The organism is Rhodopseudomonas pseudopalustris (assembly GCF_900110435.1).
GTDB lineage: Bacteria > Pseudomonadota > Alphaproteobacteria > Rhizobiales > Xanthobacteraceae > Rhodopseudomonas > Rhodopseudomonas pseudopalustris.
Map to the genome: position 1 here is coordinate 24016 of NZ_FODT01000015.1, position 12231 is coordinate 36246.

A 12231-nucleotide genomic window follows, 5' to 3' on the forward strand; every position below is an offset into this window, starting at 1 on the left:
GGTCCACGAATTTACGACGGGCGATCAGCATGGTTCGCAGCAGTTGCGACGTCTTTGCTCTTCACGTGGACGGGCCGGTAGTGACCAAGCCGCATCATGTCGGCGATGCCGCGTGCGTCGCTCCGGTCAGTCTTGTTGGGCCGAGAGGAACGAAAGCGTTGCGCGTGACGAGTCTCGATGCAGACTGTTCGAAATCCGCTCTCGACCAGCGCGCCGTAGAGCCATTCCGATAGCGGGCAGGCTTCGATACCGACGAGCGTGATGGTCTCGCGCCAGCGTATGAGTGCCTTGATGAGAGCTGCGGGTTCGCTCTCGGCCTTGCCCTCCCAAACGGGTGAGCCATCCGCTTCCACAACACAGATTGAAGTGGTCTTGAGGGAAACGTCCAGTCCGACGAACAGGTACATCGCGCATCTCCTTTGCTGGGCAGAATCAATCCCAGCGTAAGATTATCGAGAGGCCGGGATCGGATTACCCCAGCTCACGTAACGCCGCCGCCAGCCTTGGCGTTGTCTATTCCGTGGGATTCCAGATCACCGCAAATTCGTCGTCGCTCTCCGATCCGGCGGCCCGGCCGAGATTGGCGAACAGCCTGCGCGGTCCGAACTCGGGCGCCGAGATCGAAACCGACACATAGTCGGCGCCGTTCTCCTTGTTCTTGCGAATCCAGGCGCCGCCAATCTCCGCGCCATTGGCATAAACGCGATAGTCGGGCTGGTCGCTATCCGGCTTCTTCTCCTTGTTCGGCATGATCTTCAGCGCCGCCGAGATCGACAGCGTCCGCAGCGTGCCGCGATAGGAACCGTCGTCGAGCTTGTTGACGTAGCCGATGGCTGGCATGTGATGTCTCCCCGTTTCATTCCGGCTGGCATCCGGCCCGGCATGCGCGGCGGTCTTGGCCGGAACGTCGGACTTGCCTGCGTCCGCGCCATGCCCAAGCAGCCGCGCCATTCCACTTGCTCGCATTCCGATCGCTCCCATGCCGACGCGCGCCGTGGGCAGGAGCATCCACCGGGGCGCCGCGCCGCACACCCTGTCGAATCCGACGGGTCTCACAAGCCCAATGTCCCTGTGACAAAGCCCGCCCTCCGATCCCGATCGGCCGGATGGAGGGTGGCTGGGGCGGGTGCTGGCTGCCGCTTGCGCCATGCCGGCCGCAAGGGAGGCTTCGCCGCGCCCGGAGCCCGACGAATGCGACGTCTTGTCAACGCGCCCTTGCCCCCGGCAGGCTTCGCGGCCGGTCGGAGTCGTCCCGTCAATGGCGGGAATTGCGAAGCCAACCGAAGAAAGGGCTGGACATCGCCGCCGCGGCGGGTTCGGCGTAAGGGTCATGGCGAAGAAAGACATTGACGAGCTGCGGGGAAAGGTGCCCTGCGCGTCCGTCCTGGAGAAGGCGGGCTGGAAAGTCGACCTGAAGGAAAGCACCCGCAAGGCGGTCAAGTACCGCCACGGCGAGGGCCAGATCGTCATCGTCATTCACGACGGGCGCGGCTGGTTCGATCCGATGTCGGACGCGAAGGGCGACGTCTTCGACCTCGCCGTGCATCTCGGCGCAGCCGGCTTTGCGGTAGCTCTGCAGCAGGTCGCCGATCTCGTTGGCTTCACGCCGAGGCAGCCGGCCTGGAAACGCCCGGCCCGGACGAAGCCGCCGGCGCCGCTTGCGCATCGCTGGACCGCGCGCCTCAAGCCGCGGCCGGGCTCGCCGACCTGGCGTTATCTCGCTGAGACGCGAGCCATTCCCGATCACTTGATTCAGGAGGCCGTCGATCAGGACCGGCTGCGCGAAGGCCCGCATGGCAGCATGTGGGCGGCCCATACCGACGAGTCCGGCGCCGTCGTCGGCTGGGAAGAGCGCGGCTCCGAATGGCGCGGCTTTGCGACCGATGGATCCAAGGTGCTGTTCCGCCTCGGCGCGACGCATGCGACGCGTGTCTGCATCACCGAGGCAGCGATCGACGCGATGAGCCGCGCGGCGATCGAAGGTCTGCGCCACGATACGCTCTATGTCAGCACCGGCGGCGGCTGGTCGCCGGCGACCGAAGCTGCGATCCGCGCCATCGCCGCGCGCCCAGGCACGCTTCTTGTCGCCGCGACCGACAGCAACCTGCAGGGCGACGTGTTCGGCGACCGCCTGCGCGCCATCGCAAAGGATGTCGGCGCCCGCTACGATCGCCTGCGGCCGTCGCGTGACGATTGGAATGAGGACTTGAAGGAGGCGGTGCGAGCGACTCGTTAGGGCCCGGCCTCACCGCAAGAGGCGGCGCTCCAGGAGCGTTTGCATATCACGACGGCCGTCGACGACGCAGTAGACGACGACGTCGCGCCCCATGATGCGATAAATGATGCGATACGGCCTGTAGTGCGTCTCGCGATAGTCGGTGATTCCGAGACCGGCCAGCTCCTTCGGGATGTTACCGCGCTCTGGCATCTCGGACAGCCGCTCACAAGCCCCTTCGAGCGCGGCCAGCACGTGATCCGCGCTGCCGACAGAGTCGTGGCTCGCGATGTAGCGATAGATGTCCTCGATGTCCCGCTCGGCATCCTCGGCCAGCAGCACGCGAAAGCGCATCGCGCGCGATCAGCCTTTGACGCGCGCGCGAATGCGCTTGAAGGCCTCGCCGGCGGGACGAACCTTGCCCGCTTCGACCTGCGCGTTGGTCAGGGCGAGCACCTTGAGAAGCGCGAGGGTTTCCTGCGTCTGCTCGTAGCGACCGACATCCTGCAGCACGGCCTTGGCTTCGCCATGCACCGTGATGACGACGGGATCCTGCCCCTCTGCCAGGCCGCGAATGATCTCCGGCGCATGCGCCTTGAGATGGCTGAGGGGTTTCACCCGATCGGATAGTTTCATCTGCCTTCGCCTCACCAGACCAGAATATGGACCGAATATAGTCCGAACCAGAAGGAGAGGGAAGGGGCTCCCGCTGCCGCATGCCCGGCCGGCGCCTCAAGGGTGAAGCTTCGCCCGCGTTCCGCGGCCCTTGACCCGCCGGACCGGCGAGGCGGCCGCGCCCCGAGGGTGTCTTCAACACCCGAAGGGGAGGACAACCTCATGCCAATCTTTACAATCGAGACGACCTATCGCCTGCCGGTCTATCGCCAGCGCAGCTACGAAGCGGCCGATCTCGCCGCGGCCTGCCGGCTTGCCGTCGAGGACGACGACTGGGACGGCGCGAAGCACGACCACGAAACCGTCGGCGAGACCTATGTCACCGGCGTCTGGGAAGGCCGCGACGCCGCTTATAGCGGTCCGTCCGCGCCGGTCCCCTCGCACTATCGCGAGACCGTCCAGCGCAAGGCCGATCACTTCGAGGTGCTGCTCGGCCTCGTGAAGGTGCTGAGCGGCGCTGAGGCGTCGGATCGCGCCTATTGGCAGGACCGCGCCGTGTCCGCGATCGCCAAGGCCGAGGCCATCCTCGTCGGCGCCCGCGATCCGGACTGATCCGGCGCCAGCCCCACCATCCCGTAATCCCGCCCGGTCCCGCCGGGCTTTGTCATTTCAGGAGACCAACATGGCCAGCTACTACGTGCCGACCGTCGTGCAGACGACGATTCCCAACACCGACATGACGCCGCTCGAGCGGCTCGTCCTCTCACATATGTTCGACGCTGAGCCGGACGACGACGGGCTCTATTTCTTCGCCGAGGAAAGCCCGCGCGAGTGCATCAAGGTCGACGCCGCCGAGCTGCGCGCCGCGCACCGGGATTCTGCCGACGGCGACAGCGTTCTCGACTCAATCGTCGGGGAGCGCCTGGCGGAAAGCGCCGACGCCGAGACCCACATCGAGCTCGACCTGACCGTGACGTCGTGGGCGACCGTCTTTCAGGACATCGTGCGGCGTTCCGTGACGCTCGAGGAGATAGCTGTCTCATCGGCATTCACGTGCTCGCGCATGCGGCCGGACGGATTTGGCGGCATGGCCACACTGATCACTGCCGATTCGATCCGGTCATGCTCGACGGACGAGGCGCTGCAGCAATTCCGCGAGGAGCTTGCGACCGCAGCAGCGCCGCGAACGCATGTGCTCCTGCGCTTCGACGAAAGCGAGGTGCGGACGATGATCGGCGAGGTCATCACCTATGACGACGCTCTTACGACGCTGTCGCCGGATGCCATCACCGGCGATGACGTGCATGCGGCATGTCTCGCCGTTGCCGCAGCGACCCAACTCATGGAGGAGCATGGCACGGCTGTGTTCAAGGCCGCGCTCGCGGCCATCAAGAGCGCCGAACAGCGCCGTGCCGAATCGAATGCAGGAAAAGGAAGAAGGGAGGGGGAATGAGAAACGCGATGCCGCATGCCCGGCCGGCGCGTCAAGGGAAGCTTCGCCCGCGTTCCGCGGCCCTTGACCCGCCGGACCGGAGAGGCGGCCCGCGGGAGGAGGTGATGAAGGGCTGAAGTGAATGAGGGATCAGGCGGATCACTCACGCTTTCGGTCCGCGAGGCTGAAAGGAGCCGCCATGCACACCCTCCCGATCATTCGCAAGATCTTCCAGGGCGTCGCCACGCGCCATGAGATGCACCGTTTGTTCAACCGACATCGTGGCGATCCGTCCTATGGGGCAGGCGATGCCGCGCCTCTCTTTGCCGGCGAGTGGTTCGAGATCGCCGAGCGCGAGCATGACTACATGCTGGAAATTCTGCCGCCATTGTGGATGCGCGGCGATATGTTCGCGATGCGCGAATTCATGACGGACAACGTCACCAGCATTTTCTTCGCGCTCTGGATCGACGGTCACAAACGCTTCTTCCACGCCTATTGCGACTTGTCCGATCGCAGCTCGCCCGAGCAGATGAAGCGAACGATCATTGAGCGCGAGTCTCGGCCGATCCGCGCCATGACGCGCGACGAACGCCTCGAGCACATCTGGTCGAGCACGCATGACGACTACCGCGGCTATGCCGGCAAGGGCTGGCCGTCCAACATGCAGGGTAAGCGCACCGTGCTCGTCTATTGCGGCGGTCTCGGCACGGTCCTGAAGCCGCTCGCCGATCTCACCGATGTCGAGATCGCCGCGAAGCTGCCGGTTCAGTTCCGGCATCTTCCCGAGGCGGCATAGACCGCGATCCCCCCGAACCTGCGACCAGCCCGGCCTCCGCGCCGGGCTTTCGCATTTTCGCGGCCCGGTGACGGAGCCGCTCCCCCCAACCCTCCGCAACGCCGTGCCGCCGTCGCACTCGCGACGCCGGCGATGGCCGCGCGCGCCCAACAGAAGGGCTTCTCCAATGGCGCACGACGATCCCTTCACACTCGACCTCTTTGGCAATTCCGCAATCGCGCCGGGTCTCGGCCTCGGCGTCACCGCCTTCGCGCCGGACCCCGCGGCCGACGGCAAAGACGATGAACCGCCGCCTGCGATGCCGGCGCCTGCGGCGCCGTCGGCATCGCCCGGCGGATCAATGCCGAAGGGCGAGAATGTCCGGCTTCGCGACGGGCGAGGCCTCGCTGCGTCCTGGCGCGATCGCGCCCGCGACAACATCTCGGCGATCCGTCTCGCAGCCGAGCTCGACGCGGCTGGTCGGCCGGCGACGCCGGACGAGCAGGCAGCGCTCATCCGCTTCACCGGCTTCGGCGCATCGGCGCTCGCCAATACCGTCTTTCGCCGCCCGGGCGAGGACGAATTCCGCGACGGCTGGGACACGATCGGCGCCGAGCTCGAGGCGCTCGTCACGCCGTTCGACTATGCGTCGCTCGCGCGCTGCACGCAGTATGCCCATTTCACGCCGGACCATATCGTGCGCGCGATCTGGGATGGCTTGCTCCGACTGGGCTTCCGTGGCGGCCGCATCCTCGAGCCCGGCATCGGCACCGGCCTGTTTCCCGCGTTGATGCCCGACGAGCTGCGCACGACTTCGCATGTCACCGGCGTCGAGCTTGACCCCGTGACAGCGCGCATCGCCCGGCTGTTGAATCCACGCGCGACCATCCTCAATGCGGACTTCGCACGCGTCGGCCTGCCGCAGCATTTCGATCTGGCCGTCGGCAACCCGCCGTTTTCCGACCGAACCGTGCGCAGCGATCCCGCTTTCCGCGGGCTTGGATTGCGGCTGCACGACTTCTTCATCGCCAAGGCGCTTCGCCTGCTCAAGCCCGGCGGTCTCGCGGCTTTCGTGACTTCGCATGGCACGATGGACAAGGCCGATGCGAGCGCACGGCGGCACATCGCGGAGACGGCCGATCTCGTTGGCGCGATCCGGCTTCCCGAAGGCAGCTTCCGCGCCGATGCCGGCACCGATGTCGTCGTCGACATCGTGTTCTTTCGCAAGCGTGGCGCCGGCGCGACGGCGTGCGGCGAGGGCTGGCTCGATCTCGCCCAGGTCCGCGCTGCGACCGCCGATGAGGGCGCCATTCGGATCAACGGCTGGTTCGCGAAGCAGCAGGAGATGGTGCTCGGCATCCATGCGCTGACGTCAGGACCATACGGCGAGACATACACCTGCACGCCGCGCAGCGGCGTGGACCTCGACGCTGCGCTGACCGCGGCCGTCACTCGTCTTCCGGAAGCCATTTATGACGGCGAGCCGGAGGCGGTCGATCCGGATACCGAGGGCGATACGCCGCAGGTCGCGGCCGTGACCGCCGATGGCGCAACGATCCGCGAGGGCAGCTACGTCGTCGGCCCGGGGGCCGCGCTGATGCAGATGCTCGATGGCGCGCCCGTCGTCGTGAGGGTGCGAAAGGCTCGCTCGACGGACGGCATCTTCGACAAGCACGCGCGGATCATCCGCAAGCTCATTCCGATCCGCGACGCCGTGCGCGAGGTGCTTCGCGCGCAGGAGCGCGACGAGCCATGGAAGCAGGCACAGGTTCGCCTGCGCATCGCCTGGTCGAGTTTCGTGCGAGACTTCGGACCGATCAACACGACCGTCGTCTCCACGGTCGAGGATGAGGAAACCGGCGAGGTCCGCGAGACCCATCGCCGCCCAAACCTCGCCCCGTTCGCCGACGATCCCGATTGCTGGCTGGTCGCCTCGATCGAGGACTACGATCTCGACAGCAACACCGCGCGGCCCGGCCCGATCTTCACCGAGCGCGTGATCGCGCCGCCGCCCGCGCCCGTCATCACCTCGGCTCTCGATGCGCTCGCCGTGGTGCTCAATGAGCGCGGCTACGTTGATCCCGAACATATCGCTGAACTGTTGCATCGCGACGTCGACGACGTGATCGCCGAACTGGGCGATGCGATCTTCCGCGACCCGTCTGACGGCTCCTGGCAGACCGCTGACGCTTATCTGTCCGGACCTGTCCGCGACAAGTTGAAGGCGGCGGAAGCGGCCGCGGGGCTTGACGACGCTTATGGTCGCAATGTCCGGGCCTTGCAGGCCGTACAGCCTGCGGACCTTCGCCCCTCCGACATCACGGCGCGGCTCGGCGCCCCATGGATTCCGGCGGACGACGTCGTCGCCTTCGTCAAGGAGACGATGGGCGCCGACATCACGATCCGGCACATGCCGGAACTCGCCTCATGGACGGTCGAGGCCCGCCAGCTCGGCTGGACGGCCGCCGGCACGTCGGAATGGGGAACCGATCGCCGTCATGCCGGTCAGCTTCTGTCCGATGCGTTGAACAGCGCCGTCCCGCAGATCTTCGACATCATCAAGGATGGCGACAGCGAACGTCGCATGCTCAATGTCATCGACACCGAGGCCGCGAAGGAGAAGCTGCAGAAGATCAAGACTGCGTTCCAGGCCTGGGTGTGGTCGGAGCCCGATCGCACGGACAGGCTGGCGCGTCTTTACAACGACCGCTTCAACAACATCGCGCAGCGCGCCTTTGACGGCAGGCATCTCAAGCTGCCAGGCGCGTCCGGCGCCTTCGTCCTTTATGACCACCAGAAGCGCGGCGTCTGGCGGATCATCGCGTCGGGCGCGACCTACCTCGCGCACGCTGTCGGCGCCGGTAAGACGTTGACGATCGCGGCCGCGATCATGGAGCAGCGCCGGCTCGGCCTGGTCGCCAAGGCGATGCTCGTCGTGCCGGGCCATTGCCTTGCGCAGGCGGCGCGCGAGTTCCTGGCGCTCTATCCGAACGCACGCATTCTCGTGGCCGACGAGACCAACTTCACCAAGGACAAGCGTGCCCGGTTCCTCTCGCGCGCCGCAACCGCGACCTGGGACGCGATCATCATCACGCATTCGGCGTTCCGCTTCATCGGCGTGTCGTCCGCGTTCGAGCAGCAAATGATCCACGACGAGCTGGCGCTTTATGAGGAGCTGCTCACCAAGGTCGAAAGCGACGACCGCGTCTCGCGCAAGCGCCTCGAGCGGCTGAAGGAGGGATTGCAGGAGCGGCTGGAATCGCTCTCCACGCGTAAGGACGATCTGTTGACGATCTCGGAAATCGGTATCGACCAGATCATTGTCGACGAGGCGCAGGAGTTTCGGAAGCTCTCCTTCGCGACCAACATGTCGACGCTGAAAGGCGTCGATCCGAACGGCTCGCAGCGCGCCTGGGACCTCCATGTGAAGTCCCGTTTCATCGAGACGAAGAACCCCGGCCGCGCGCTCGTGCTCGCCTCCGGCACGCCCATCACCAACACGCTCGGCGAGATGTTCACCGTGCAGCGCTTCCTCGGCGCGGCCGCGCTGCGCGAGCGCGGCCTGCACGAGTTCGACGCCTGGGCCTCGACCTTCGGCGACACCACGACGGAGCTCGAGTTGCAGCCGTCAGGCAAGTACAAGCCCGTCACGCGCTTCGCCACCTTCGTCAACGTGGCCGAGCTGATCACGATGTTCCGCACCTTCGCTGATGTCGTGATGCCGGAGGATCTGCGCCAGTATGTGAAGGTTCCGGCGATCTCGACCGGCAAGCGGCAGATCCTCACGGCGAAGCCGTCGGCCGCGTTCAAGGTCTATCAGCGCCACCTCGAGGAGCGCATCAAGGCGATCGAAGCGCGCGACCGCGCGCCGGAGCCGGGTGACGATATCCTGCTCTCCGTCATCACCGACGGCCGCCATGCTGCCATCGACCTGCGCCTGGTCGATCCGGACAGCGACAACGAGCCGGACAACAAGCTCAATCTCTTGATCGGCACCGCCTTCCGCATCTGGCAGGAAACGGCGCCGAACACTTACGTCCGGCCGGACGCCAAGCCCTACGAGCTGCCGGGCGCGGCGCAGATGATCTTCTCCGACCTCGGCACCATGAGCGTCGAGAAGTCGCGCGACTTCTCGGCCTATCGCTGGATACGCGATGAGCTCATCGGCATGGGAGTTCCCCCGTCCGAAATCGCGTTCATGCAGGACTACAAAAAGTCCGAGGCCAAGCAGCGCCTGTTCGGCGACGTTCGCGCCGGCAAGGTCCGCTTCTTGATCGGCTCATCCGACACGATGGGCACCGGCGTCAACGCGCAGCTTCGGCTGAAGGCGCTGCATCATCTCGACGTGCCGTGGTTGCCCTCGCAGATCGCACAGCGCGAGGGCCGCATCGAGCGGCAGGGCAATCAGCACGACGTCATCGACATCTTCGCCTATGCGACAGAGGGCTCGCTCGACGCGAGCATGTGGCAGAACAATGAGCGCAAGGCCCGCTTTATCGCGGCGGCGCTCTCCGGCGATACCTCGATCCGCAGGCTCGAGGATATCGGCGAAGGCCAGGCGAACCAGTTCGCGTTGGCCAAGGCGATTGCGAGCGGCGATCAGCGGTTGATGCAGAAGGCGGGCCTTGAGGCCGACATCGCGCGGCTGGAGCGCCAGCGCGCTGCACATATCGACGATCAGCACGCGGTCCGCCGGCAGGTGCGCGACGCGGAGCGCGACATCGAACTCGCGACACGCCGCATCACCGAAATCGGCCAGGACATTGCGCGGCTTGTGCCGACCGCCGGCGACGCGTTCACGATGATGGTCGCAGGCAAGCGTTACGACGAGCGCAAGAGCGCCGGGCGGGCGCTCATGCAGGAGATCCTGACACGCGCGCAGCGTCGGCAGGATGGCACGCAGACAGTCGCCGCGGTTGGCGGCTTCGATGTCGGCTATTGCGGCGAACGCTTCGGTCGCGACGGCTATCGCTACACGGCGATGCTGATGCGCACCAATGCCAATTACGAGATCGAACTTCCGGTCACGGTCACGCCGCTCGGCGCGGTCGCGCGGCTTGAACACGCCGTGTCCGGATTCGAGGACGAGCAGGAGCGCTATCGGCTGCGGCTGGCCGATGCCCGACGCCGGCTCGCATCTTACGAGGCCCGCCAGGGCGGGGAATTCGCATTCGCCGGCGAGCTAGAGGAGAAGCGGCGGCGGCTCGCCGAGGTTGAAGCCGATCTCGCGCGCGATCAGCCGGCTGACGGCGAGGCCGGAGATGCCCGCGCCGCCGCCTGACGAAAAGAAGGGACGGCGATGAAGGTCGGTCGCAGAGCGTTCGGGCCGGCGACGAGCCTCAACCGCCGCCTCCGCAGTCCCGGCCACGGCGCCCTGCGCAGGGCCCAAGAGCCCCGCTTGGGCGGCCGGGCAGGGACGCTCGCCGGCAGTTGCGCCGGCCGCTCGCGCCCTGCGGGCCGGCAGGGGTCTCCGGAAGGAGACGGAAAAGGACCGCCGGAACCGCGCGGTCCGCAACCCCTGCAATGGAGATCATCCCATGAGACTGATGAAGATCGATCCGCGCGCGCTTATCGAGAACCCCGATCCGACGCGCCTCACCAAGTCCACGCCGCAGAGCGACGCCCTGCTGCTTGCCAGCATCAAGGCCGTCGGCGTCATCCAGCCGCCCATCGTCACCCCGCAGTCCGGCCGCGGCAACGGCCTCGTCATCCAGATCGGCCGGCGGCGTGTGGCGCAGGCGATTGCCGCCAAGCTCGACGAGATCGAGGTTCTCGTCGCCGATCCCGACGACGACAAGGATGCTCTGCGCAGCCTGATCGAGAACGTCGCGCGCGAGCCGCTGAACCCGGTCGACCTGTGGCGGCGCATCGAGCGCCTGGTCGCGCTCGGCTGGACCGAGGACTCGATCGGCATCGCGCTCGGACAGTCCGTGCGCCAGATCCGTAAGCTCCGCCTGCTTGCCAACATCCTGCCGGCGATGCTCGACCACATCGCCAAGGGCGACATGCCGAACGAACAGCATCTGCGCACGATCGCCGCGGCGACGCAGGACGAGCAGGCGCAAGTCTGGAAGAAGCACAAGCCGCGCAAGATCGATCCGCAGGTCTCGTGGAGCGAGGTGGCGCGTGCGCTCACCAAGACGCGGATGTATGCGCGCGACGCGAGCTTCGGCGATGATCTCGCGCAGGCCTACGGCATCGTCTGGCAGGAGGACCTGTTCGCGCCGGCCGACGAGGACAGCCGCTACACCAACGACGTCGAGGCGTTCCTCGGCGCGCAGCAGGAATGGATGACCAACCACCTGCCCAAGCGCGGCGCGGTCATCGAGGTGTCGACCTGGGGCGAGCCGAAGCTGCCGCCGAAGGCCGAGCGCGTCTATGGCAAGCCGAACAAGAGCGACTGCACGGGCTGGTATCTCGACCCGCGCAACGGCTCGGTACAGTCGGTCGCCTACCGGATGCCGCGCCCGAAGAAGGATGCGGCGAAGGGCAAGGGCGCCCGTGCCGCGGAAGCGGACAGCATTGCCCCGACGTCGCGGCCCGACGTCACCCGGCGTGGCATGGAGATGATCGGCGATCTTCGCACCGACGCGCTGCACGAGGCGCTGACGCGCGCCCCGATCGAGGACGACACGCTGACCGCGCTGCTCGTCCTCGCCATCGCGGCGAACAATGTCACCGTCGCATCGGGACGCACGTCCGGATACGGCGCGTGCGCGAAGCAGGCGAGGCGCCTCATCGCCGAGGACGGCACGCTTGCCTACGACCGCGACACCCTGCGCGTGGTCGCGCGCGAGGTGCTGAGTGACGTGCTGTCGTGCCGCGAGAACCGTTCGAACAGCGGTGTTGTCGCGCGCGTCGCCGGCGCAGCGGTCGGCGCCAACGAGTTCCTCCCCAATCTGGCGACGGAGGAGTTTCTCTCGTGCCTGTCGCGCACGGCGCTCGAGGCCGCGCTGCAGGGAACGTCGGTCCTGCCGCGTCCGCGCGTGAAGGATACGCGCGCCGCGCTTGTCGCGCATTTCGCCGAGGGCCGCTTCGTGCATCCCGCCGCGCTGTTCGCGCCGCAGGCCGACGCGATTGCGGAATGGACCGAGAGGCACGCGCACGTCGACGAAGGCGACGACGGCGAGTTCGACGAGACCGAAGCCGGCGACGACGAGCACAACGACTATGCGGTTGCCGCCGAATAGG

10 protein-coding genes are annotated in these 12231 nt (G+C 66.7%); 6 read left to right on the top strand and 4 right to left on the bottom strand.

Annotated elements, in window-relative coordinates; translation table 11 throughout:
- Positions 1–11: 11 nt before the first annotated feature.
- Together BMY71_RS25595 and BMY71_RS22075 are read right to left on the bottom strand one after the other, a co-directional pair.
- Positions 12–407, bottom strand: coding sequence for an IS110 family transposase (locus tag BMY71_RS25595; RefSeq protein ID WP_062313568.1), 396 nt, complete (start codon positions 405–407; stop codon positions 12–14).
- A gap of 106 nt (positions 408–513) precedes the next feature.
- Complete coding sequence (locus BMY71_RS22075) at positions 514–840, bottom strand: DUF736 domain-containing protein (RefSeq protein ID WP_054164522.1); 327 nt, start codon at positions 838–840, stop codon at positions 514–516.
- A 490-nt stretch (positions 841–1330) separates the two neighbouring features.
- Between BMY71_RS22075 and BMY71_RS22080 the strand changes: the two genes are divergently transcribed.
- Entirely contained in the window at positions 1331–2236 is a 906-nt protein-coding gene (locus BMY71_RS22080; protein ID WP_062313566.1) for a DUF3991 and TOPRIM domain-containing protein, read from the top strand.
- 9 nt (positions 2237–2245) lie between these two features.
- Here BMY71_RS22080 and BMY71_RS22085 read toward each other — a convergent pair whose 3' ends face one another.
- Both BMY71_RS22085 and BMY71_RS22090 read right to left on the bottom strand, forming a co-directional pair.
- A complete protein-coding gene (locus BMY71_RS22085) occupies positions 2246–2569 on the bottom strand; it encodes a type II toxin-antitoxin system RelE/ParE family toxin (RefSeq protein WP_062313564.1) in 324 nt (107 codons plus the stop codon).
- Between the two features lie 9 nt (positions 2570–2578).
- Positions 2579–2851: a type II toxin-antitoxin system Phd/YefM family antitoxin gene (locus BMY71_RS22090; RefSeq protein WP_062313562.1), complete on the bottom strand. Its 273-nt coding sequence runs from the start codon at positions 2849–2851 to the stop codon at positions 2579–2581.
- A 201-nt stretch (positions 2852–3052) separates the two neighbouring features.
- Here BMY71_RS22090 and BMY71_RS22095 point away from each other — a divergent pair, with 201 nt between their 5' ends.
- The 5 genes from BMY71_RS22095 to BMY71_RS22115 all read left to right on the top strand — a co-directional run bounded on the left by BMY71_RS22095 (position 3053) and on the right by BMY71_RS22115 (position 12230).
- Positions 3053–3442, top strand: coding sequence for a hypothetical protein (locus tag BMY71_RS22095; RefSeq protein WP_062313560.1), 390 nt, complete (start codon positions 3053–3055; stop codon positions 3440–3442).
- Between the two features lie 70 nt (positions 3443–3512).
- On the top strand, positions 3513–4283 hold the full coding sequence (locus tag BMY71_RS22100) for a hypothetical protein (protein ID WP_062313698.1): 771 nt from the start codon (positions 3513–3515) through the stop codon (positions 4281–4283).
- 178 nt (positions 4284–4461) lie between these two features.
- The gene (locus BMY71_RS22105; RefSeq protein WP_062313558.1) at positions 4462–5061 is read left to right on the top strand and encodes a DUF1419 domain-containing protein; all 600 of its coding nucleotides are present in this window, start codon (positions 4462–4464) and stop codon (positions 5059–5061) included.
- Between the two features lie 166 nt (positions 5062–5227).
- Positions 5228–10321 carry an N-6 DNA methylase gene (locus BMY71_RS22110; protein WP_062313556.1) on the top strand — a complete coding sequence of 1698 codons (5094 nt, stop codon included), beginning with the start codon at positions 5228–5230 and terminating at the stop codon, positions 10319–10321.
- 256 nt (positions 10322–10577) lie between these two features.
- Positions 10578–12230 carry a ParB N-terminal domain-containing protein gene (locus BMY71_RS22115; protein WP_062313554.1) on the top strand — a complete coding sequence of 551 codons (1653 nt, stop codon included), beginning with the start codon at positions 10578–10580 and terminating at the stop codon, positions 12228–12230.
- The last annotated feature ends 1 nt before the right edge of the window (position 12231 follow it).